This is a genomic window from Pseudomonas sp. Y39-6, assembly GCF_023651955.1.
GTDB classification, from domain to species: domain Bacteria; phylum Pseudomonadota; class Gammaproteobacteria; order Pseudomonadales; family Pseudomonadaceae; genus Aquipseudomonas; species Aquipseudomonas veronii.
The window spans coordinates 2763679-2785668 of sequence record NZ_CP069594.1 but is presented as its reverse complement, the minus strand read 5'-3'; the positions used below and the strand labels follow the sequence as shown (position 1 = coordinate 2785668).

The window sequence follows — 21990 nt, the reverse complement described above, 5'->3', positions numbered from 1 at the left end:
TCAGCGTTGTTTCATGCGATCGATCACCACCGCCAGCAGCAGGATCGAGCCGCGGATCACGTACTGGTAGAAGGTGTCGATGTTCTTCAGGTTCATCGCGTTCTCGATGATCGCCAGGATCAGCACCCCGGCGATCACATGGCGGATCATGCCGATGCCACCGCTGAGCGACACCCCGCCCAGCACGCAGGCGGAAATCACCGTCAGCTCGAAGCCCTGGCCGATCATCGGCTGGCCCGAGGTCATGCGTGACGCGAGGATCACCCCGGCCAACGCGCCGATCAGGCCATGCACGGCAAAGATCAGGATCTTCGTGCGGTCCACGTTGACCCCGGCCAACAGCGCGGCTTCCGGGTTGCCGCCGATGGCCATGGTGTTGCGCCCGTAGGTGGTGTAGTTGAGCAGCCAGCCGAAGAACAGGAAGCAGACGATGGTGATCAGGATCGGCACCGGCACGCCCAATAACTGGCCGTTGCCGAACACGAAGAACTGATCCTGGGACACCCCCACCGCCTTGCCGTCGGCAAAGATATAGGCCAGGCCGCGCACGATCTGCATGGTCGCCAAGGTGGTGATCAGCGCATTGACCCGCAGCTTGGCGATGACGATGCCGTTGATCAGCCCGACAATCAGGCCCATCAGCAGCGCCGCGCCGATGCCGAGCATGACGCTGTCGGTGTCGCGCATCACAATCGCGGCCACCACCCCGGCGCAGGCGATCACCGAGCCCACCGACAAGTCGAAGTGCCCCGACGCCAGGCAGAACAGCATGGTGCAGGCGGCGATGCCCACGGTGGAAATCGCCAGGCCCAGCCCGCGCATGTTCAGCGGCGAGAGGAAGTTGTCGATCAGCAAGGCACACAGCAGGAAAATCGCCAGCGCCGCGAGCAGCATCGCCCAGTTGTCGAGCAGCGCGCGCAGGTCCAAGGGTTTGCGTGCCGTCGGCAACGCGTTGTGTTGGGTTGTCATAGTCGTCTCTCAGTTCGCCAGGCCACGCGGCAAGGCCAGTTGCAGCAAGTTGGATTCAGTGGCGTGTTCGCGCCGTTGTTCGCCGCGCAAAGCGCCTTCACACAGCACCAGAATGCGATCGGAAACCCCCATCACCTCCATCAAGTCGCTGGACACCACAATCACCGCGATGCCGCTCGCCGCCAGGTCATGGATGATCTGGTAGATCTCCGACTTGGCGCCGATGTCGATGCCCCGCGTCGGCTCGTCCAGCAGCAGCACCTTCATCGGCATCGACAGCCAGCGGCCGAGAATGGCCTTCTGCTGATTGCCGCCGGACAGGTACATGATTTTCTGCGCGGCGCTCGGCGTCTTGACCTTCATCCCGCGGATTTGCTGCTCGGCGTTGCCCTGCTCCCAGCCCTCGCGCAGCAGCCAGCCGAACCGGGAATGGGCGCCGCGTGCGCTGATGTTGATGTTCTCGGCCACGCTGCCCAGCGGGATGATGCCCTCCTTCTTGCGGTCCTCCGGGCACAGCAGCACGCCGGCGGCGATGGCGTCGCGCGGGGAGCGCAATTGCAGCGCTTGCCCGCACAGTTCCAACTGCCCCGCCGTGGCGCGCTGCAAGCCGCTGAGCAGGCGAAACAGCTCGGTGCGCCCGGCGCCGACCAAGCCGAACAGGCCGAGGATCTCGCCCTTGCGCACCTCAAAGCTGACCGGTTCACGCAAGCCCGGGCCGAGCAAACCGTCGACCTTGAGCGCCACCTCGCCGTGCGTGCGCGGCCGATAGTCGTAAATGTCCTGGATGTCGCGACCGACCATGCAGGTGACCAACTGGTCGTGACTCAGCGCACGCATGTCGTCGAAGGTACGCACGTAGCGGCCGTCCTTGAACACCGTGACCGCGTCGCAGATGCGGAACACTTCTTCCATGCGGTGGGACACGTACAGCACCACTTTGCCCTCGTCGCGCAGGCGCGTGATGATCGCCATCAGCCGGTCGATCTCGCGGGCCGACAGGCTGCTGGTGGGTTCATCGAAGGCAATCACATGCGCGCCCCGCGACAGCGCCTTGGCGATTTCCACCAGTTGGCGCTGGCCCAGGGACAGGCGCCCGAGCTTTTCCTGCGGGTCGATTTCATCGGCCAGGCCCTTGAGGCACGCCAGCGCCCGCTGGCGCAACTGGCCGCGGTTGACCACGCCGAAACGCGCCGGCAAATGCCCGAGGAACAGGTTCTCGGCGACGCTCATTTCCGGCACCAGATGCAGCTCCTGGTGGATCACCGCGACGCCGCTGGCAATGCTGTCGGCCGCGCATTTGAAGGCCATCGTCTGCGCGCCGATCTGCACGCTGCCGCTGCTCGGGATGTAGGCGCCGCCGAGGATCTTCAGCAGCGTCGACTTGCCCGCGCCGTTCTCGCCCATCAACGCGTGTACCTGCCCCGGGTGGGCAGTGAAACTGATGCTGTCCAGCGCCTTGACCCCGGGGAAGGTTTTGCCGATGCCGTCAAAGCGCAGTGCCGCTGCGCTCATTTCCACAGCCCGATCTTGGTCAGTTCTTCCTGGAAGTTGGCGCGGGTGATCAGCGTCACTTCGTCCATCGCGGTGTACTTCGGCGGTTCCTTACCGGTGGTGACCCACTCGTACATCATCAGCGCGGTGTTGTAGCCCTCGATGTGCGGGCTGGGCAGCATCGAACCGAAGAAACCGCTGTTGGCTTTCTTCAACTCGCCAATGGCGTCGGTGCCGTTGATGCCGATGCCGATCACGTTGGCGGCTTTGAAGCCGGCGCTTTCGGTGGCGCGCACGCCGCCGAGCACGGTGTTGTCGTTCATGCCGCCGATGATCAGGTTCTTCGCGCCGCTGGGCAGCTTGACCAGGGCCGAGTTGGTGGCGTCCATGCTGCCGGGCACGTCGAGGGTCTTGAGCGCGGCGGTGAGGATATGGTCTTTGGGGATGCCGGCTTCTTCGAGGGATTTGATCGAACCGTCGGTGCGTTTTTTACCGGTGTCGAGTTCGTTGAAGGTGTTGATCACCGCGTAGGTGTCCTTCCAGTCCCAACCACGTTTCTTCGCCTCGGCGGCCATCGCCGCGCCTTGCTTCTGACCGACTTCGAACGCGGCCATGCCCAGGTACGGCACGTCTTCCATGAAATTGCCCTTGGCGTCGACGAAGCGATCATCCACGGCCATGACTTTCAAGCCGTTGACCTTGGCCTTGGCGACAATGGCCGGGCCGAGGGACACGTCCGGCGGGCAGATCACAAAGCCCTTGGCGCCGTTGGCGGCCAGGCTGTCGATGGCTGAGAGGGTCTTCTCGCCGTCGGGCACGGCGATCTTGATCACAGTGAAACCATGTTCCTTGCCGGCCTTTTCGGCGAAGGCCCATTCGGTCTGGAACCAGGGTTCTTCGGCTTGTTTGACCAGGAAGCCGATTTTTACTGCTTCAGCGGCCAGCGACAGCCCACTCAAGCTGATGGCCGAGACCGCCACAGCGGCGCAGCACAAGGAACGGATAGCACGACGACGATTCATACGGTTGACTCCTTATTGTTGTTTTCTTTTTTTTGTAGGAGCGAGCTTGCTCGCGAAAAGCCAGAGAGCGCCGCGTGCATTCAGGATGCGCGCGTCATCGTTAACGTTTTTCGCGAGCAAGCTCGCTCCTACAGGGGTAAAGCGGTGAAGCGGTATAGCGTTCAGCCAGCAAAGCGGTGACACGGTTTGCCGGGCACATCGACCTCCATGGCCAACACCGCACCGTCCAAGGGGTGATCCAAGGGGCTGGCGGCGCTGGTGATGTACAGGGTGGTGAGGTCGGGCCCGCCGAACACGCAACTGGTGGGGCGGCTGACGGGCAGTTCGACGATGCGATCGACTTCACCGTCCGGCGTCAGGCGCAGCAGGCAACTGCCGTTCCAGCGCGCGTTCCAGATGTAGCCCTGACTGTCCATCGCCGACCCGTCCGGCCCGCCGCGCCCATGCGGGCCGAACCAGGGCTGGGCGGGGTCGAGTTGGCCGTTCGCTTGGATCGCATGCCGATACAGCGTGCCGTCGAGGCTGTCGCCGAAATGCACCTGGCGGCCGTCATCGCTCCACAGCAAGGTGTTGGGAATACCCAGGCCGTGCAGCAACGGCGTGACCCGCGCATCGGCATCCACGCGAAACAGCCCGCCGGAACGTCGCGTAACGGGCAGGTCTTCGCCGTGCTCGCCGATGTTGTTCTGCATGGTGCCCAGCCACAGGCGGCCCTGGGCGTCGCAGCGCGCTTCATTGCCACGGTTGCCCGCGTGCGGGTCGGCCACGCAGAACAGGCTCAAGGCGGCGCTCGCCAGGTCCAGTCGGTAGACGCCGCTGCTCAAGGTCACCAGCGCATCGCCGCGTTCACACGGGATAAACGCGGACACATGCTCCGGCAACCGCCAGGCCTGCAACTGCCCGTCCAGCAGGCGCAGCGCCTGTTTGCCAGCGATGTCGACCCAATACAGGGCCTGGGTGGGCACGTCCCAGAACGGGCCCTCCCCCAGTTGCGCACGGTGTGCGCTGACGGCGTGAAACGACATGTTGCCTCCTGGATTGTTATTGTTCTCAGGTGCGCGTTACAGCGAGTCGCGTGACGGTGTGCCATCCACCAGGCGCTGGATACGCAACGGGTTGGCGTTTTTCAACGCGTCGGGCAGCAGGCTGTCCGGGTAGTTCTGGAAACACACCGGGCGCAGGAAGCGGTCGATGGCCAGGCTGCCGACCGAGGTGCCACGCGCATCCGACGTCGCCGGGTACGGCCCGCCATGCACCATCGCATCGCAGACTTCCACGCCGGTCGGGTAACCGTTGAGCAGGATACGCCCGACTTTCTGCTCCAGCAGCGGCGTGAGTTCGGCGAACTGTTGCAGGTCGGCCGGCTCGCCGATGATCGTCGCCGTGAGCTGGCCGTGCAGGCCATGCAAGGCGGCGCTGAGCTGGGCCTGGTCGGCGACTTCGACGAACACCGTGGTGGGGCCGAACACTTCCTCTTGCAGCACTTCATCGCCGTCGATCAGCAGGCTGACATCGGCCTTGAACAACTGCGGCCGCGCCTGATGCCCGGCTTGAGCCTGACCGGCCAGGTGTTGGATGCCGGGGTGCGCCAGCAGTTTTTGCAGGCCCTTGTCATAGCTGCTCAAGGTGCCGGCATTGAGCATGGTCTGCGCCGGCTGATCGCCGATCAGTTGCGCCACCTGCTGGGTGAACGCGCTGAAGGCCGGCGACGCGAGGCCGATCACCAGACCGGGGTTGGTACAGAACTGGCCGCAGCCTTGCACCACCGAGGCAGTCAGCTCGCGTGCCACGGTTTCGGCCCGCGCCTGCAGGGCCTGGGGCAACACGATGACCGGGTTGATGCTCGACATCTCGGCGAATACCGGGATCGGCTGCGGACGCGCCGCCGCCATGTCGCACAGGGCGCGCCCGCCCTTGAGCGAGCCGGTAAAGCCGACCGCCTGGATCGCCGGGTGCTTGACCAGCGCTTCACCGACGCCGCCACCAAAGATCATGTTGAACACACCCGCCGGCATCTCGGTGGTCTCGGCCGCGCGAATGATCGCATCGGCGACGCGCTCGGCCGTGGCCATATGCCCACTGTGGGCCTTGAACACCACCGGGCAGCCGGCCGCCAGCGCGGCGGCGGTATCCCCGCCCGCCGTGGAAAACGCCAGGGGGAAGTTGCTCGCGCCAAACACCGCAACCGGGCCCAGGCCGATGCGGTACTGGCGCAGGTCCGGGCGTGGCAGCGGCTGGCGATCCGGCAGTGCCTTGTCGATGCGCGCGCCGTAGAAATCGCCGCGACGCAACACCGTGGCGAACAGCCGCATCTGCCCGCTGGTGCGGCCGCGCTCGCCTTTGATACGCGCAGCGGGCAGCGCGGTTTCACGGCAGACCAGTTCGACGAAGGCATCGCCCAGCGCGTCCAGCTCATCGGCGATTGCGTCAAGGAACTGCGCGCGGCGCGATGCACTCAGGGCGCGGTACGCCGGGTAAGCCGCCGCCGCGGCCTTGGCGGCGGCGTCGACTTCCTGCGGGGTCGCCTGGTAGAAATCCTGGGGCAAGGCTTCGCCGGTCGCCGCATCGACGCTCTGCAGCTTGAGGCTGCCGTTGGCGCTGCGCTGGCCGCCGATGTAGTTGTGACCAAGGAACTGGGGCATGTGGCTCTCCTTTAAAGGGTGATGACGTCGCCGGGTTCGAAGACGGCGTCGGCACTGCCGACACGATTGACCAGCGGCGCGCCGAACTCGGCCTGGCTGATCTCGAACACATCGCCCGGTTGGGTACGTATACCGTCGGCGAATGACAGGGTGGCGGTGCCGAAGAAATGAATGTGTACATCGCCGGGTTTGAGGAACTGGCTGTACTTGAAGTGGTGGTACTCAAGGTTTTCCAGACTGTGGCACATATTGGCCTCGCCACTGAGGAACTCGTTCTGCCAGATCGCCTCGCCGTTGCGCAGGATGCGGCTGGTGCCCGCAAGATGCCGGGGCAACTCGCCCACGCGCAACTCCGGGCCGTAGCTGCAACTGCGCAGTTTGGAATGGGCCAGGTACAGGTAGTTCTTGCGTTCCATCACATGGTCGGAGAACTCGTTGCCCACCGCGAACCCCAGGCGATAGGGCTTGCGGTCGTGGCCGATCACATACAGCCCGCCGATCTCCGGCTCTTCGCCGGCGTCTTCGGCAAAGGGCGGCACCGGGAACGCCGCGCCGGGGCGCACCACGATGCTGCCGTCGCCCTTGTAGAACCACTCCGGCTGCACGCCCGCCTGGCCGGCCGCCGGTTTGCCGCCTTCCACGCCCCACTTGAAGATACGCATGGTGTCGGTCAACGCGCTGTCGTCACCGGCCTGCTGGTGCATCTTGTCCCGCGCCGACGCGCTGCCCAGGTGGGTCAGGCCGGTGCCGCTGATCAGCATATGGGCCGGGTCCGGGTGGTCCAGCGGTGGCAGGATCTTCAGGTCGGCCAGCAGCTCGGCGTAATGATGACTGTCGCCCAGGCCGAGGCTCTGCACCTGCTGCACCAGGCCCACGCCGGCTTCGATCGCGGCCAGCGCCAACTCGCGCACACTGTGGGCGCTGAGCACTTCGCGCACCTGGCTGCCCTCCACCACACCGACCCGGCGCTCGCCGTTGGACACCTCGAACTGAACTAAACGCATGAAACTTCTCCTCGATTAAGTACGTGTGGCGCCACGGGCACTGGCGGCGAATTGCTCGGCAGGCAGCACATGCTTGCGCTCCAGCACGCGGTAGACAACGCCGGTCAAGACCAGCCCGAACACCATCACCAGGGACAAAAAGTACAAGCCCGAAGCCAGGTTGCCGGTGTATTCCTTGAGCGCGCCGATCACGAACGGGCCGATATAGCCGCCGAGGTTGCCCACCGAGTTGATCAACGCAATGCCCGCTGCCGCACTGGCGCCAGCGAAAAACCGCCCCGGCAGGGTCCAGAACACCGCCGTGCAGGAAAACAGTGCGAACGCCGCCAGGCACAGCGCGGCCATTTGCAGCACCGGCACACTCAGCCAGGCACTGCAGAACAGGCCGATGGCACCCAGTACATAGAGCACCGCCAGGTGGCCATAGCGGTCGTTCAAACGGTCGGAACTGCGCGGGATGATCAACAGCCCGACGATGCCGAAGATATACGGCACCGCCGACACAAAGCCGGTAACCAGGTCCGTGCCGCCGAACTGCTTGATCAGGGTCGGCAACCACAGGCCCAGGCCGTAGATGCTCAGGGTCACCGGCAGGTAGAACAGCGCCAGCAGCAGCACGCGCTTGTCCTTGAGGGCGTGCAGTGGATTGCCGTGGCGGGTCTGGCCGTAGGCTTGCAGGTCCTTGGCCAGTTCGCCGGTGAGCCAGGTTTTTTCGTCCTCGCTCATCCAGTTGACCTGCTTGGGGCCGTCCGGCAGGTAGCGCAGCACCGGCCAGGTGAGCAGGAGCGCCGGGGTGCCGATGACGATGAACAGCCATTGCCAGCCGTGCAGGCCGAGGACGCCGTCCATGCCCAGCAGGCCGCCGGACACGGGGCCGGTGATCATCATCGCGATCGGCTGGGAGAGGATGAACAGCCCGAGGATCTTGCCGCGATGGCGCACCGGGAACCACTGAGTGATGTAGTACAGAACGCCAGGAAAGAACCCGGCCTCCGCCGCGCCGAGCAGAAAGCGCATCACATAGAAGCTGTGTGGCCCCTGCACGAACGCCATGCCGATGGTGATGGCGCCCCAGGTGAGCATGATGCGCGCGAACCAGCGCCGCGCGCCGAAGCGATCGAGCATCAGGTTGCTGGGGATCTCGAACAGGAAATAGCCAATGAAGAACAGACCCGCGCCCAAACCGTAGGCCGCATCACCGATGCCGACGTCGGCGCCCATGTGCAGCTTGGCGAAACCCACGGCGGAGCGGTCCACGTAGGCGATCAGGTACAGCAGGATGAGGAAGGGAATCAGTTTCAGCGTGATGCGCCGTATAAGCCGCAGTTCCTGGCTCATGGGGGTCGATCTCCGATTGTTGTTTTTATAGAAGCTCGGGGGACGCCTCTCGCGAAAATCCGCCAGGGCCATACCTCAGTTAAGTCAGACTATATAGTAGGACTATTTGCAAAACAACTCTTCCAAAGCTTCGATTTTGCGCTTATGTTTAAGCACGCATAGAACATATAGTCATACAATAAGAGAAACCATCATGCCTGATAAAAAGCCCGGCCTACGCTCCGCCCAGTGGTTCGGTACCGCCGACAAGAACGGCTTCATGTACCGCAGCTGGATGAAGAACCAGGGCATCGCCGACCATCAGTTCCATGGCAAACCGATCATCGGTATCTGCAATACCTGGTCGGAATTGACGCCGTGCAACGCGCATTTCCGCCAGATCGCCGAGCATGTCAAACGCGGCGTGATCGAGGCCGGCGGCTTCCCCGTGGAATTCCCGGTGTTCTCCAATGGCGAATCGAACCTGCGCCCTACCGCCATGCTCACGCGCAACCTGGCGAGCATGGACGTGGAAGAAGCGATTCGCGGCAACCCCATCGACGGCGTGGTATTGCTGACCGGCTGCGACAAAACCACCCCGGCGCTGCTGATGGGCGCGGCCAGTTGCGACGTGCCGGCCATCGTGGTCACCGGCGGGCCGATGCTCAACGGCAAGCACAAGGGCCAGGACATCGGCTCGGGCACGGTGGTGTGGCAGCTCAGCGAACAGGTCAAGGCCGGCACCATCAGCCTGGATGACTTCCTCGCGGCCGAGGGCGGCATGTCGCGTTCGGCGGGCACCTGCAACACCATGGGCACCGCGTCGACCATGGCCTGCATGGCCGAGGCACTCGGCACCTCCCTGCCCCACAACGCGGCGATCCCGGCGGTGGATGCACGGCGTTATGTGCTGGCGCATATGTCCGGCATGCGTGCGGTGGAGATGGTGCGCGAAGACTTGAAGCTGTCGAAGATCCTCACCAAGGAAGCCTTCGAAAACGCGATCCGCGTGAACGCGGCCATCGGCGGTTCGACCAATGCGGTGATCCACCTCAAAGCCATCGCCGGGCGCATCGGCGTGGAACTGGACCTGGACGACTGGACGCGCATCGGGCGCGGCATGCCGACCATCGTCGACCTGCAACCGTCCGGGCGTTTCTTGATGGAAGAGTTCTACTACGCCGGTGGCCTGCCGGCGGTGCTGCGCCGGCTCGGTGAAGCCAACCTGATCCCGCACCCGAACGCCTTGACCGTCAACGGCAAGTCGCTGGGCGAGAACACCAAGGACTCGCCGATCTACGGCCAGGACGAAGTGATCCGCACCCTCGACAACCCGATCCGCGCCGACGGCGGCATCTGTGTGCTGCGCGGCAACCTGGCCCCGCTGGGCGCGGTGCTCAAGCCGTCGGCCGCCAGCGCGGAGCTGATGCAGCACCGTGGCCGCGCCGTGGTGTTCGAGGATTTCGACATGTACAAGGCGCGCATCAACGACCCGGAACTGGAGGTGGACGCCCACTCGATCCTGGTCATGAAAAACTGTGGGCCCAAGGGTTATCCGGGCATGGCCGAAGTCGGCAACATGGGCCTGCCCGCCAAGCTGCTGGCCCAGGGCGTGACCGACATGGTGCGGATTTCCGATGCGCGCATGAGCGGCACGGCGTATGGCACGGTGGTCTTGCACGTCGCACCGGAAGCCGCTGCCGGCGGGCCGTTGGCTGCGGTGCGCGAAGGCGACTGGATCGAACTCGACTGCGCCAACGGGCGCTTGCACCTGGACATCCCCGACGCCGAGCTGGCGGCGCGCATGGCTGACCTGAAACCACCGCAGAAGCTGATCGTCGGCGGCTACCGCCAGCTGTACATCGACCATGTGCTGCAGGCGGACCAGGGCTGCGACTTCGATTTCCTGGTGGGTTGCCGCGGGGCCGAAGTCCCACGTCATTCCCACTAATTGGGATGCTATGATGCCGCCTATTTAGCCAGAGCATCCCTGTCGTTATGGATCACCAGCCGTCCAAGCCGCGCAAGAGCATGCATGCCCAGATCGTCCAGGACTTGGGCATGCACATCGTTTCCGGTCGCTTCAAGCCAGAAGAACGACTGCCCATGGAGGCCACGCTGTGTGAGGAGTACAAGGTCAGCCGCTCGGTATTGCGCGAGGCGACCCGGGTGCTCAGCGCCAAGGGCCTGGTGTATTCCAAGCCACGGGTAGGCGCGGTGGTGCGGCCGCGGGTGAAGTGGCACCTGCTCGACCCGGACGTACTGTCCTGGTTGATGCAGTCCACCCCCCATAGCGAGTTCTTCAACACCCTGGCTGGCGTGCGGCGCATCCTCGAACCGGAAATCGCCGCCATGGCCGCGACCACCGCGACCGCTGAAGACATCGCCACCATCGAAAAAGCCTACCTCGGCATGGAAACCGCGCAGACCCACGACGCGCTGCTACAGGCCGACCTGGACTTCCACCGTGCGATTGCCGACGCCACGCGCAACGACCTGCTGGCGTATATGTGCAACATGCTGTCGCTGCCGCTGCGCGAGTCGATCAACATCACCAACCGCCGCCCGGATATCCAGGGCCTGAGCCTGCCCCGGCACAAGGCGATCCTCACCGCGATCCAGAACCGCGACGCCCTCGGCGCCCGGCATGCCTCGCTGGTGCAACTGGACGACACGCGGGTGGCGCTGGATACGGTGATGAATGTGCTGACGCCGTTATAAGCCCCACCCTCGCTCGACAACCGTGAGGCTCGACGGCACCCGCAAGGCGGGGCGCAAGAACACTTTCTGTCAGCCCTGGAGATCAAATGTGGGAGATGTCGAGCTTTAGCGAGGCTTCGATGGCGGCGGGCCTGCCGGCATCGGTGTGACATCTCCCACAGGTCGGGCTGAGCGGCCGCCTCAGCGATAGCGTTCCAACCAATAGGCATACGGCGCAGGCAAGGTCCAGGAGGCGTTCTCTACCCCCAGTTCCTTGGCGGCAAAGTACGCCCAATGCGGATCAGCCAGATGCGCGCGCCCCACCGAGACCAAATCCACCTGCCCGGCCTGCAACGCACCTTCCGCCAATTGCGGCGTGCCAAACCCCCAGGCCGAAGTGACCGGGATACCGGCTTCGCGACGCACGCGCTCAGCGATCGGCCCCAGGAACGCCGGGCCCCACGGGATCTGGGTGTCAGCAATGGTGAAGCCGACGCTGACGCTCAGCAGGTCGAGGCCACCGGCCTTGAAGCGACGGGCCAGTTCGATGGATTCGGTCAGCGTCTGCTCGTCACGGCCGTCGTATTCGATCACGCCGAAACGCGCGGTCAACGGCAGGTTTTCCGGCCAGACTTCGCGCACGGCGGCCAGGGTTTCCAGGAGGAAACGGCTGCGATTGTCGAAGCTGCCGCCGTAGGCGTCGGTGCGCTGGTTGGAATGTTCGGAGAAAAAGCTCTGGCCCAGGTAGCCGTGGGCGAAGTGCAGTTCGATCCATTCAAAACCGGCGTCGCGGGCACGGCGGGCGGCGTCGACGAAGTCCTGGCGCACGCGGGCGATGTCGTCCAGGGTCATGGCGCGCGGCACGTTAGGCAGGTTGGCGCCGAACGCAATGGCCGAAGGCGCAATGGTTTCCCAACTGCGCGCATCGGAAGCGGGGATATGGTCGTCGCCTTCCCATGGGCGGTTGGCACTGGCCTTGCGGCCGGCGTGGGCGATCTGAATGCCTGGCACCGCGCCAGCAGCCTTGATGGCCTTGACCATCGGCACGAACGCCTGGGCGTGGGCATCGCTCCAGATACCTGCACAACCAGGAGTGATACGGCCTTCAGGGGACACCGCGGTGGCTTCGACCACCAGCAAACCGGCGCCGCCACGGGCCATGCTGGCCAGGTGAACGTGGTGCCAGTCGTTGACGATGCCGTCGTTGGCCATGTACTGGCACATCGGCGGGATCGCGATGCGATTGCGCAAGGTCACGTCTTTGAGTTTGTAGGGTTCAAACAAGGCAGCCATCAGGCACCTCCAGGAGCGAGTGATTGATTCGATAGTTCGATGGTATTCGAACTATGGTATTCAACACCAGCCCTGTTATCATTTGTTTTATGCGAGCTTTCAAACACCCCGCCCTGCAAGACCTGACACTCGAACGCGTGCTCTACGCCTTGAGCGACCCGGTGCGCCTGGAAATCATCCGCTACCTGGCCGACGTGCCCGAGGCCACCTGCGGCGAACTGGACGGCGGGCGGCCGAAATCCAGCATGTCCCACCACTTCCGCGTGCTGCGCGATGCCGGGCTGGTCCACACCCGCAGCGTCGGCACCGCGCATCTGAATTCGTTGCGCGCGGATGTGCTTGAGGCGCGTTTTCCCGGGTTACTGGCGAGTGTTCTGGCTCAGCACTGAGAAACGATTCAGCCTGTGCAATCCTTGACCGCGAACCTTTCACGGCAAACCAACGTCCGAGCTTAGGCACTGTTGCTTACCGCTCGCCGCGAGGTCTCCGTTTGAAAGCCGCCATCGTCAAAAAATACCGCCTGATCATCAAAACCATGGGTTATGTCGGTTGGGCCCTGTTCTGGCTGTTGCTGTGGGACGTCGCCGTCACCGTGGACTTCATGCTGTTTCTCACCACCAAGATCAACCTGCCGCTGATGCCCCTGACCTTGCTCGGCTCAGCGCTGGTGGTGCTGATCAGTTTTCGTAACAGCAGCGCCTACAACCGCTGGTGGGAAGCGCGCACCTTATGGGGCGCGATGGTCAACAATTCGCGCAGTTTCGCGCGGCAGGTGCTGACGCTATTGGATGACCTCGGCAACGACGTGAACCCGGTAAAGGCCACCCTGTTGCGCCGCCATGTGGCCTATGTGAACTGCCTGGCCGCCCATCTCAAGGGCCGGCCGTGCCCGGACGAGGTGCGGGCATTTATCCCGGCCGAGGAATTTGCGCGCAACGGCGCCACCAACAATTTCGCCAATGACATCCTCACCGGCTCGGCGGCGCTGTTGGCCAGGGAATACAAGGCCGGGCACCTGGACAGCATCCGCCTGGCGCGGCTGGAGTCGACGCTGGTGGATTTGTCCAACGCCCAGGGCGGCATGGAACGCATCGCCAATACCCCGCTGCCCTACCCTTACGTGTACTTCCCGCGCCTGTTCATTTCGTTGTTCTGCCTGATCGTGCCGGTGGGCCTGGTCGAATCCCTGGGCTGGTTCACCCCGCTGGCCTCCACGGTGGTGGGCTTCATGCTGCTGGCCATCGAGCGTATCGGCACCGACCTGCAAAGCCCGTTTCACTCCAGCGAACATCAGATCCAGATGGAAACCATCTGCGAAACCATCGAGAACAACCTGCAGTCGATGCAGCGCGATGCGCTGGGCGGCAACCGTATCGGCTGAACGCCTCCACGGCCTCAAGTGCGTGCCCCGACGGTCGATATAAGGGGTACGCATGGGCGCACCCCTCATAACAATACATGCGACGCTACTGTTTTCCCCTTGCCAAAACTATAAATACCCGCGGGAGAAGTCATGAATATCAAGCAAAAGCTGACCTGGGCGTTTGCGGCCATCGCGTGCGTGCCGGTTATCCTGGTGGCGGTGCTGGTGGTGCTGAACCTGCGCGAGGCGGCTGTGGCCAATTTCCTCGACAGCAGCGGCCGCGAGATCCGTCAGATCGATAACGGCATGAAGCAGTTCTTCGACGGCATCAGCCAGAACGTCGAGTACGTGGCCAAAGACCCTCGCGTTGTCGCGGCCAAGGAGCTGAAGAACTACGCCGGTGCCGACGCCGCACAAATCCCGCTGACGCCAACGAATAAAGAGCTACTGGCGATATTCGAGCAGTTCGCCAAAAGCCATCCAAGCACCGCCTACCTGTCCCTGGGCCTGAGCGACGGCGGTTATGCGAGCTGGCCAGACGACACCAAACTGAACAACTACGACCCGCGTGTACGCCCCTGGTACAAAGCCGCCGTGGCCGCTCCGGGCACCACCGTGCGGACCGGGGCCTATTACTGGGCGCCGGACGATGTGGTGCTGATCGGCACGGTCCACACCGTGGTCGACGCCAGCGGCACCCTGCTCGGCGTGGTCGGCCTGGACGTCTCGCTCAAGCAGCTCACCGAACTGGTGCGCAACATCAAGCTGGGCGACAGCGGCTACCTGATGCTGGTGGAAGCCAACGGCAACGTGCTGGTGGACCCCAGCGATGCCAAGCACAACTTCAAGCCGATGACCGAACTCGGCGCCAACTACGCCGAACTGGCCAAGCGCGGTGACGGCGTGACCCGAGTGGATATTGATGGTGTGGCTTACATGGCCAACGTGGTCAGCTCCAAAGACCTGGGCTGGCGCTTTATCGGCTTGATCAAGCGCGACGAAGTCATGGCCGACGCCACCCGCCTGACCTGGCTGATCGCAGCCATCGCAGCGGTACTCGCCGTGGTCTTCGCGATTGTCGGCGCGAGCTTCGCCAGCATGATCGTGCGCCCGATTCGCGGGGTCGCCGACGGTCTGCAAGAAATCGCCGAAGGTGAAGGCGACCTCACCCGCCAACTCAAGGTGCAAGGCAAGGACGAAACCGCTAGCCTGGCCGGCTGGTTCAACCAGTTCCTGGGCATGATCGCCCAGTTGGTACAGCGCATCGGCAGCGCATCCTCCGACCTGCAAAGCGCCGCCGCCGACACCCGCGAAGTGGCCAACAACCTGAACCAGGCCGCCGGTCGCCAACGTGAAGCCGTGGAGCTGGTGAGTACCGCATTCAACGAAATGGTGGCCACCGCCAACGAAGTCGCCCGCTCCTGCAGCGCCGCCGCGTCCAGCGCCGACGCAGGCTACCGCGATGTACACGACGGCCAGCAGCATATCGGCGAAGCCACCGGCAGCGTGCTCAAACTGAGCGAAGACCTGCAGAAGTCGACCCAGACCATGCAGCAGTTGGAGCAGGACAGCAAAAACATCAACACCATCCTCGACACGATCCGCTCGATTGCCGAGCAGACCAACCTGCTGGCGCTCAACGCGGCGATTGAAGCCGCGCGCGCCGGTGACCAGGGCCGCGGCTTCGCGGTGGTCGCCGACGAAGTGCGCGCCCTGGCCCGCCGCACCGCCGACTCCACCGGCGAGATTGACAGCCTGCTCGGCAACCTCGCGCGCCGCACCCAGGAAGTCACCCTGCAGATGCAGGGCAGCCTGCAGGTGTCGCAAACCAGTGTGGAACGCATCCAGCAGGCCCGCGACAGCTTCGACAAGATCCAAGGCTCGGTGGACTCGATCCGCGACCAGAACACCCAGATCGCCACCGCCGCCGAGGAACAGCACCAGGTCGCCGAACAGATCAACCAGCACATCGCGCAAATCCACGCCGATGCCCAACTGGTGGAAGACTTTGCCCACTCGGCGCAGACCGGCTCTGGCCGTTTGACGGATATCTCCGGGCAGCTCAAAGGCCTGGTAGGCCGCTTCAAGTTCTAACCCCCGCCAATGCAAGGCGGTGAGCCACTCACCGCCTCTGCTGCTTACCCCACGCCAGCCTCTACCTTGAGCCCGACCGCGCAACCGGTCGCCTTGAGGTGCATCAACACGCCAATACCTCCCGCCGACCTCGGCGTCACTGTCCGCATCCGCGGATAAGGCTGGCGTGCAACCGCCGATCATTCGAACGTGCTGACGTCTATTGCGATTCTCGTATTATGGTATACCATCATACGCAGACCTCTCACATCAGACGGAGCAGCCCATGAGTTTCGAAATCCGCAAGATCGTCAGCTACGTAGAAGAAACCTTTATCGAAGGCGGTAAAGCCGCGGACACTCCCGTGACCATGGTCGGCCTGGCCGTGGTGCTGAAAAACCCTTGGCTGGGTCGCGGTTTCGTCGAAGACCTCAAGCCTGAGATCCGTGCCAATTGCTCCGACCTCGGCGCGCTGATGGTCGAGCGCCTGGTGGGCATCATCGGCGGCGCGGAAAAAATCGAGGCCTACGGCAAGGCGGCAGTGGTCGGTGCCGACGGCGAGATCGAACATGCCAGCGCGATCATCCACACCCTGCGCTTCGGCAACCACTACCGTGAGGCGGTCAAGGCCAAGAGCTACCTGAGTTTTACCAACAAGCGCGGCGGCCCGGGCACGTCGATCCAGATCCCGATGATGCACAAGGACGACGAAGGCCTGCGTTCGCACTACATCACCCTGGAGATGCAGATCGAAGATGCGCCGCGTGCCGACGAAATCGTCGTGGTCCTGGGTTGCGCCGATGGCGGCCGCCTGCATCCGCGCATCGGCAACCGTTATATCGACCTGGAAGAGCTGGCGGCTGAAAAAGCCCAGTAAGCAAGACCGGCCACCCCAACAAAAAGCATGCAGGAGCGCTCCATGATTCGGCTCACCGCTGAACGCACCCCGGCTGGCACCAGTTATCTGGCGACCGGCCAAGGCCAGCCTGTGGTTTTGATCCACGGCGTGGGCCTGAATAAAGAAATGTGGGGCGGGCAAGTCGTTGGCCTGGCCACGAACTACCGCGTGATCACCTATGACATGCTCGGCCATGGCGCCAGCCCGCGCCCGGCCGCCGACACCCCGCTGCTCGGCTATGCCGATCAGTTGCTGGAACTGCTCGACCACCTGCAACTGCCCCAGGCCACGGTGATCGGGTTTTCCATGGGCGGCCTGGTCGCGCGGGCGTTTGCCTTGCATTACCCCGAGCGTCTGAAGGGCCTGGTGGTGCTCAACAGTGTGTTCAACCGCAGCCCTGAACAGCGTGCCGGGGTCATCGCACGTACCGCCCAGGCCGCCGAACACGGCCCCGACGCGAATGCCGAAGCCGCACTGTCGCGCTGGTTCAGCCGTGAATACCAGGCGGCCAACCCGGCGCAGATCGCCGCGCTGCGTGAAACCCTGGCGGGCAACGACCCCCAGGGTTACCTGACCACCTATGAACTGTTTGCGACCCAGGACATGTACCGTGCCGACGACCTCCCGGGGTTGCGCGCACCGACCCTGGTCGCCACCGGCGAACTCGACCCTGGCTCGACCCCGGAAATGGCCCGGCAACTGGCCGATCGCATTCCCGGCGCCAGCGTTGCGGTGCTGGCCGAGCAACGGCATATGATGCCGGTAGAATCGCCGCGCCTGGTCAACCAGTTGCTGCTGGGGTTCCTCGACACGGTGTACGCCCAAAACACTCCAATCAAGGGGATCGTTGCATGACACTCGCACGCTTCCAGATGTGCATCGGCGGTGAATGGGTCGATGCCCTCTCCGGCAAGACCTTCGACAGCCTCAACCCGGCCCTGGCCGAACCCTGGGCGCAATTGCCCGACGCCGACGAAGCCGACGTGGAGCGCGCCGTGCAGGCCGCGCAAAGTGCCTTCGACAGCCCGGCCTGGCGCGGCCTCACCGCCACCGCGCGGGGCAAACTGCTGCGCCGCCTGGGTGACCTGATCGCCGCGAACAAGGAACACCTGGCCCAGCTGGAAAGCCGCGACAACGGCAAGCTGATCCGCGAAACCCGTGGCCAGGTCAGCTACCTGCCGGAGTTTTTCCACTATACCGCCGGCCTGGCCGACAAGCTCGAAGGCGGCACCCTGCCGTTGGACAAGCCCGACCTGTTCGCCTACACCGTGCATGAAGCCATGGGCGTAGTCGCTGCGATCATTCCGTGGAACAGCCCGCTGTACCTGACCGCGATCAAACTCGCGCCGGCCCTGGCGGCGGGCAATACCATCGTGATCAAGCCGTCGGAACATGCCTCGGCGACCGTCCTGGAACTGGCGCGCCTGGCCCTCGAAGCCGGCATTCCAGCGGGCGTGGTCAACGTGGTCACAGGCTTTGGCCCCAGCACCGGCGCCGCCCTCACCCGCCACCCGCTGGTGCGCAAGATCGCCTTCACCGGCGGCGCGGCCACGGCAAGGCATGTGGTGCGCAGCAGCGCGGAGAACTTCGCCAAACTCTCCCTGGAACTGGGCGGCAAGTCGCCGAATATCATTTTTGCCGACGCCGACCTCGACAGCGCCATCAATGGTGCAATCGCCGGCATCTACGCGGCGTCCGGGCAGAGTTGCGTCTCCGGTTCGCGCCTGCTGGTGCAGGACGCTATCTACGACGAATTCGTCGAGCGCCTGGTAGCGCGCGCCCAACGCATCCGCATCGGCAACCCGCAAGACGACGCCAGCGAAATGGGCCCCATGGCCACCGCGCAGCAACTGGCCGTGGTCGAAGGCCTGGTGGCGGACGCCATCGCCGAAGGGGCACGCCTGCGCACCGGCGGCAAGCGCCCGCAGAACCTCGGCGAAGGCTGGTTCTATGAGCCGACGCTGTTCGAGTGCGACCGCAACTCGATGAAGATCATGCAAGAGGAAGTATTCGGGCCGGTGGCCTCGGTCATCCGTTTCAAGGACGAAGCCGAAGCACTGGCCATCGCCAACGACTCGCAGTTCGGCCTCGCTGCCGGTATCTGGACCCGCGACCTCGGGCGCGCCCACCGCCTGGCGCGCGACGTGCGCTCGGGGATCATCTGGGTCAACACCTACCGCGCGGTGTCGGCCATGGCGCCCATCGGCGGCTTCAAGAACAGCGGCTACGGACGCGAAAGCGGCATCGATTCAGTGCTGGCCTACACCGAGCTGAAGACGGTGTGGATCAACCTCTCCCAGGCGCCCATGCCTGATCCTTTTGTGATGCGTTAAGAGTCCACAACCATGATCGAACCCGGCATTTACAAAGACGTCATGAGCTCGTTCCCGTCCGGGGTCACGGTGGTCACCACCCTCGACCCGGACGGCGGCATCGTCGGCATCACCGCCAGCGCGTTCAGCGCGCTGTCGATCGACCCGGCCCTGGTGCTGTTCTGCCCCAACTATGCGTCGGACACCTACCCGATCCTGCGTGACAGCAAGCGCTTTGCGATCCACTTGCTGTCCGCCGACCAGACCGCCGAAGCCTATGCCTTCGCCAGCAAAGGCAAGGAAAAAGCCAAGGGTATCGAGTGGCACCTGAGCGAATTGGGCAACCCGCTGCTGGCCAAGGCCACGGCGATCATCGAGTGCGAGCTGTGGCGCGAATACGACGGCGGCGATCACGCGATCATCGTCGGCGCCGTGAAGAACCTGATCCTGCCCGAGCAACCGGTCACGCCGATGATCTATCACAAAGGCAAGCTGGGCCCGCTGCCCACCCTGGCTTGAGGAGCTGTGTGCAATGAGCAACGAAAAGTATGAGCAGGGCCTGAAGATCCGCACCCAGGTGCTGGGCGAAGCCTATGTGCAGCGCTCGATCGAGAACGCCGACGACTTCACCCGCCCCTTGCAAGAGATGGTCACCGAATACTGCTGGGGCCATGTGTGGGGCCGGGAGGGTTTGTCGCTTAAAGAACGCAGCATGATAAACTTGGCAATGATTTCGGCCCTCAATCGGCCCCACGAGCTCAAGCTGCATGTGCGCGGCGCCTTGCGTAACGGCCTGAGTCGTGAACAAATACGCGAAATTCTGCTTCAGGTCGGCATCTATTGCGGGGTTCCCGCCGCCGTGGACAGCTTCCGGCTGGCCCGGGAAGCCTTCGCCGAAGCCGATGCCGAGGCCTCCCGTTAACCGCCCCATTCAGAGCAGCCCCCATGAAACGCCTGCCCCTCGACGACAGCTTCAAGGTCAATCACAACCCAGTCACCCTGCGCGAAATCGTGCTGGAGAAACTGCGCAGCGCCATCATGAACTTCCAGCTGCTGCCGGGTGATCGCCTGGTGGAACGCGACCTGTGCGACCGCCTCGGCGTCAGCCGTACCTCGGTACGCGAAGCCTTGCGTCACCTGGAGTCCGAAGGCCTGGTGGAATTCGCCGATGCCAAGGGCCCCCAGGTGGCGATCATCACCCTGGCCGATGCCGTCGACATCTATGAACTGCGCTGCGTGCTCGAAGGTTTGATCGTGCAGCTGTTCACCCTGCGCGCCAAGGCCAAGGACATCAAGGCCCTGGAAAAAGCCCTGGAGGAAAACCGCAAGGCCCTCAAGGACGGCGAACTGCAACAGGTCATCGATTCGGTACAGGGGTTCTACGACGTGTTGCTCGAAGGCTCCGGCAACCACGTGGCCGCCACCCAGTTGCGTCAGTTGCAGGCGCGTATCAGCTACCTGCGTGCGACGTCGGTGTCCCAGGAAAACCGTCGCGGCACCAGCAATCAGGAAATGGAACGCATGGTCCAGGCGATCAAGAGCGGCGACCCACTCGCCGCCCACCAGGCCTGCGTCGATCACGTGCGCGCCGCGGCGGCCGTGGCCCTGGATTACCTCAAGCGCAAACAGGAAGAGACCGGCAAGATCCCCGAAATCATCCTGCCCATCGCCCTCAAAGAACCGCGTATAGGTCACTGACCGTGTTCAGGCCAAGCTTTTGCCCCAAATGCGGCGGCAGTGACCTCGGTCACCAGCTGCCACCGGGCGATACGCATGAGCGCCTGATGTGCCGCGGTTGCGGCTATATCCACTACATCAATCCCAAGATCATCGCCGGCTGCATCATTGAGCAGGACGGCAAGTACCTGCTGTGCCAACGGGCGATCCCACCGCGCCCCGGCACCTGGACCCTGCCGGCCGGTTTCATGGAAGGCGGCGAGACCACCGAGCAGGCCGCGTTGCGCGAAGTCTGGGAAGAAAGCGGCGTGCGCGCCGAGATCGTCTCGCCCTACTCGATCTTCAGCGTGCCGAAGATCAGCGAGGTGTACATCATCTTCCGCGCCATCGCGCTGGAGATCACCGGCCAGTTCGGGCCGGAGACCCTCGACTATCAATTCTTCGCGCCCGAGGACATTCCCTGGGACAGCATCTACTACCCGGCGATCCGGCAGATCCTCGAACGCTACATCGAGGAACGCCAGGCCGGGGTGTATGGCATCTACATCGGGAATGACGACAGCGGCAAGATCCACTTCATCCGCTGATCCTCAAGCTGAACTCGGTTCAAATGTGGGAGGGGGCTTGCTCCCGATGGCAGTGGCATATTCAACATCGTCGTTGGCTGACACACCGTTATCGGGGGCAAGCCCCCTCCCACAGTTTGAAGCGCGTGAATCAGCCCTGCTCATCGTCGAAACCAGGGCGCTGCAACGCATCCTATTCCACACCACCGAACCCAATGTGGGAGGGGGCTTGCCCCCGATAACGGTGTGTCAGCCACTGAATGAGGTGACTGAACCACTGCCATCGGGAGCAAGCCCCCTCCCACATTGGGAACAATACTTGGACTGATATACCTAAGGCGCCAGGCCTTCCACGATGATGATCTGCGCCTGCCCTACCCCCTCACGGTGGGCCTTCGCCGCCTGATACTCGGCAGATTCGTAACACGCCACCGCCTGCTCATAGCTATCGAACTCAATCACCACATTACGCTGCCGCGCCGGCCCGCCTTCCATCGCTTCGCTGCGCCCGCCCCTGGCCAGAAACCGCCCGCCAAACTGCGCAAACGCCGCCGGCGCGCGTTGGGTGTACTGCGTGTACTGCTCTGCATCGGACACATCTACATGGGCAATCCAGTAGGCCTTCATCGCGACATCCTCTTGCTTGGTTTTTGTGGTATACCA

At 63.8% G+C, this 21990-nt stretch carries 21 protein-coding genes and 1 pseudogene; 13 read left to right on the top strand and 9 right to left on the bottom strand.

Annotated elements, in window-relative coordinates; genetic code table 11:
• The 7 genes from araH to JN756_RS12815 all read right to left on the bottom strand — a co-directional run bounded on the left by araH (window position 1) and on the right by JN756_RS12815 (window position 8466).
• Window positions 1-969, bottom strand: a complete 969-nt coding sequence (gene araH, locus JN756_RS12845) for an L-arabinose ABC transporter permease AraH (protein ID WP_046383881.1) — start codon at window positions 967-969, stop codon at window positions 1-3.
• A gap of 9 nt (window positions 970-978) precedes the next feature.
• Entirely contained in the window at window positions 979-2481 is a 1503-nt protein-coding gene (gene araG / locus JN756_RS12840) for an L-arabinose ABC transporter ATP-binding protein AraG (RefSeq protein WP_250690878.1), read from the bottom strand.
• Entirely contained in the window at window positions 2478-3482 is a 1005-nt protein-coding gene (locus JN756_RS12835) for a substrate-binding domain-containing protein (RefSeq protein ID WP_090234820.1), read from the bottom strand. The genes araG and JN756_RS12835 overlap by 4 nt, the downstream gene beginning before the upstream one ends.
• Window positions 3483-3643: 161 nt before the next feature.
• Complete coding sequence (locus tag JN756_RS12830) at window positions 3644-4507, bottom strand: SMP-30/gluconolactonase/LRE family protein (protein WP_046383883.1); 864 nt, start codon at window positions 4505-4507, stop codon at window positions 3644-3646.
• Between the two features lie 36 nt (window positions 4508-4543).
• Window positions 4544-6124: an aldehyde dehydrogenase (NADP(+)) gene (locus JN756_RS12825; protein ID WP_057006023.1), complete on the bottom strand. Its 1581-nt coding sequence runs from the start codon at window positions 6122-6124 to the stop codon at window positions 4544-4546.
• An 11-nt stretch (window positions 6125-6135) separates the two neighbouring features.
• Window positions 6136-7128, bottom strand: a complete 993-nt coding sequence (gene araD1 / locus JN756_RS12820) for an AraD1 family protein (protein ID WP_046383885.1) — start codon at window positions 7126-7128, stop codon at window positions 6136-6138.
• A 15-nt stretch (window positions 7129-7143) separates the two neighbouring features.
• Complete coding sequence (locus JN756_RS12815) at window positions 7144-8466, bottom strand: MFS transporter (RefSeq protein ID WP_017847889.1); 1323 nt, start codon at window positions 8464-8466, stop codon at window positions 7144-7146.
• 193 nt (window positions 8467-8659) lie between these two features.
• Between JN756_RS12815 and JN756_RS12810 the strand changes: the two genes are divergently transcribed.
• Window positions 8660-10396 (top strand): IlvD/Edd family dehydratase, encoded by a 1737-nt coding sequence (locus tag JN756_RS12810; protein ID WP_017847890.1) that lies wholly within the window; start codon window positions 8660-8662, stop codon window positions 10394-10396.
• A 47-nt stretch (window positions 10397-10443) separates the two neighbouring features.
• On the top strand, window positions 10444-11166 hold the full coding sequence (locus JN756_RS12805; protein WP_017847891.1) for a FadR/GntR family transcriptional regulator: 723 nt from the start codon (window positions 10444-10446) through the stop codon (window positions 11164-11166).
• A 180-nt stretch (window positions 11167-11346) separates the two neighbouring features.
• Here JN756_RS12805 and JN756_RS12800 read toward each other — a convergent pair whose 3' ends face one another.
• Window positions 11347-12438 carry an NADH:flavin oxidoreductase/NADH oxidase gene (locus tag JN756_RS12800; protein WP_046383887.1) on the bottom strand — a complete coding sequence of 364 codons (1092 nt, stop codon included), beginning with the start codon at window positions 12436-12438 and terminating at the stop codon, window positions 11347-11349.
• Window positions 12439-12527: 89 nt separating this feature from the next.
• Here JN756_RS12800 and JN756_RS12795 point away from each other — a divergent pair, with 89 nt between their 5' ends.
• The 11 genes and pseudogenes from JN756_RS12795 (at window position 12528) to JN756_RS12750 (ending at window position 21348) form a co-directional block, all read left to right on the top strand.
• Entirely contained in the window at window positions 12528-12827 is a 300-nt protein-coding gene (locus tag JN756_RS12795; protein WP_201022145.1) for an ArsR/SmtB family transcription factor, read from the top strand.
• Between the two features lie 101 nt (window positions 12828-12928).
• Complete coding sequence (locus JN756_RS12790) at window positions 12929-13819, top strand: bestrophin family protein (protein ID WP_017847896.1); 891 nt, start codon at window positions 12929-12931, stop codon at window positions 13817-13819.
• Window positions 13820-13951: 132 nt separating this feature from the next.
• Window positions 13952-15034, top strand: a pseudogene (locus JN756_RS32400) (HAMP domain-containing protein); the annotation flags it as partial.
• A gap of 6 nt (window positions 15035-15040) precedes the next feature.
• A complete protein-coding gene (locus tag JN756_RS32395) occupies window positions 15041-15895 on the top strand; it encodes a methyl-accepting chemotaxis protein (RefSeq protein ID WP_370737513.1) in 855 nt (284 codons plus the stop codon).
• Between the two features lie 265 nt (window positions 15896-16160).
• Window positions 16161-16751, top strand: coding sequence for an amino acid synthesis family protein (locus JN756_RS12780; protein ID WP_046383889.1), 591 nt, complete (start codon window positions 16161-16163; stop codon window positions 16749-16751).
• A 42-nt stretch (window positions 16752-16793) separates the two neighbouring features.
• The gene (locus JN756_RS12775; RefSeq protein WP_046383890.1) at window positions 16794-17627 is read left to right on the top strand and encodes an alpha/beta fold hydrolase; all 834 of its coding nucleotides are present in this window, start codon (window positions 16794-16796) and stop codon (window positions 17625-17627) included.
• Window positions 17624-19105: an aldehyde dehydrogenase gene (locus JN756_RS12770; RefSeq protein ID WP_046383891.1), complete on the top strand. Its 1482-nt coding sequence runs from the start codon at window positions 17624-17626 to the stop codon at window positions 19103-19105. The genes JN756_RS12775 and JN756_RS12770 overlap by 4 nt, the downstream gene beginning before the upstream one ends.
• A 12-nt stretch (window positions 19106-19117) precedes the next feature.
• Complete coding sequence (locus tag JN756_RS12765; protein ID WP_010567340.1) at window positions 19118-19603, top strand: flavin reductase family protein; 486 nt, start codon at window positions 19118-19120, stop codon at window positions 19601-19603.
• Between the two features lie 13 nt (window positions 19604-19616).
• Window positions 19617-20006, top strand: a complete 390-nt coding sequence (locus tag JN756_RS12760) for a carboxymuconolactone decarboxylase family protein (RefSeq protein WP_046383892.1) — start codon at window positions 19617-19619, stop codon at window positions 20004-20006.
• Window positions 20007-20029: 23 nt separating this feature from the next.
• Window positions 20030-20782, top strand: a complete 753-nt coding sequence (locus tag JN756_RS12755) for a GntR family transcriptional regulator (RefSeq protein ID WP_126589594.1) — start codon at window positions 20030-20032, stop codon at window positions 20780-20782.
• A gap of 2 nt (window positions 20783-20784) precedes the next feature.
• A complete protein-coding gene (locus JN756_RS12750) occupies window positions 20785-21348 on the top strand; it encodes an NUDIX hydrolase (protein ID WP_046383893.1) in 564 nt (187 codons plus the stop codon).
• Between the two features lie 312 nt (window positions 21349-21660).
• Here the strand turns inward: JN756_RS12750 and JN756_RS12745 are convergent, their stop codons facing one another.
• Window positions 21661-21954 carry a DUF1330 domain-containing protein gene (locus JN756_RS12745; RefSeq protein ID WP_046383894.1) on the bottom strand — a complete coding sequence of 98 codons (294 nt, stop codon included), beginning with the start codon at window positions 21952-21954 and terminating at the stop codon, window positions 21661-21663.
• Window positions 21955-21990: the final 36 nt, after the last annotated feature.

Excerpts from the sequence above, each read along its gene's own strand:
- JN756_RS12800 (WP_046383887.1), bottom strand. The coding sequence starts at position 12,438 with ATGGCTGCCTTGTTTGAACCCTACAAACTCAAAGACGTGACCTTGCGC.
- JN756_RS12780 (WP_046383889.1), top strand. The coding sequence starts at position 16,161 with ATGAGTTTCGAAATCCGCAAGATCGTCAGCTACGTAGAAGAAACCTTT.
- JN756_RS12805 (WP_017847891.1), top strand. The coding sequence starts at position 10,444 with ATGGATCACCAGCCGTCCAAGCCGCGCAAGAGCATGCATGCCCAGATC.
- JN756_RS32395 (WP_370737513.1), top strand. The coding sequence starts at position 15,041 with ATGATCGCCCAGTTGGTACAGCGCATCGGCAGCGCATCCTCCGACCTG.
- JN756_RS12760 (WP_046383892.1), top strand. The coding sequence starts at position 19,617 with ATGAGCAACGAAAAGTATGAGCAGGGCCTGAAGATCCGCACCCAGGTG.
- JN756_RS12765 (WP_010567340.1), top strand. The coding sequence starts at position 19,118 with ATGATCGAACCCGGCATTTACAAAGACGTCATGAGCTCGTTCCCGTCC.
- araH (WP_046383881.1), bottom strand. The coding sequence starts at position 969 with ATGACAACCCAACACAACGCGTTGCCGACGGCACGCAAACCCTTGGAC.
- araD1 (WP_046383885.1), bottom strand. The coding sequence starts at position 7,128 with ATGCGTTTAGTTCAGTTCGAGGTGTCCAACGGCGAGCGCCGGGTCGGT.
- JN756_RS12815 (WP_017847889.1), bottom strand. The coding sequence starts at position 8,466 with ATGAGCCAGGAACTGCGGCTTATACGGCGCATCACGCTGAAACTGATT.
- JN756_RS12825 (WP_057006023.1), bottom strand. The coding sequence starts at position 6,124 with ATGCCCCAGTTCCTTGGTCACAACTACATCGGCGGCCAGCGCAGCGCC.
- JN756_RS12755 (WP_126589594.1), top strand. The coding sequence starts at position 20,030 with ATGAAACGCCTGCCCCTCGACGACAGCTTCAAGGTCAATCACAACCCA.
- JN756_RS12745 (WP_046383894.1), bottom strand. The coding sequence starts at position 21,954 with ATGAAGGCCTACTGGATTGCCCATGTAGATGTGTCCGATGCAGAGCAG.
- JN756_RS12810 (WP_017847890.1), top strand. The coding sequence starts at position 8,660 with ATGCCTGATAAAAAGCCCGGCCTACGCTCCGCCCAGTGGTTCGGTACC.
- araG (WP_250690878.1), bottom strand. The coding sequence starts at position 2,481 with ATGAGCGCAGCGGCACTGCGCTTTGACGGCATCGGCAAAACCTTCCCC.
- JN756_RS12775 (WP_046383890.1), top strand. The coding sequence starts at position 16,794 with ATGATTCGGCTCACCGCTGAACGCACCCCGGCTGGCACCAGTTATCTG.
- JN756_RS12835 (WP_090234820.1), bottom strand. The coding sequence starts at position 3,482 with ATGAATCGTCGTCGTGCTATCCGTTCCTTGTGCTGCGCCGCTGTGGCG.
- JN756_RS12830 (WP_046383883.1), bottom strand. The coding sequence starts at position 4,507 with ATGTCGTTTCACGCCGTCAGCGCACACCGTGCGCAACTGGGGGAGGGC.
- JN756_RS12770 (WP_046383891.1), top strand. The coding sequence starts at position 17,624 with ATGACACTCGCACGCTTCCAGATGTGCATCGGCGGTGAATGGGTCGAT.
- JN756_RS12795 (WP_201022145.1), top strand. The coding sequence starts at position 12,528 with ATGCGAGCTTTCAAACACCCCGCCCTGCAAGACCTGACACTCGAACGC.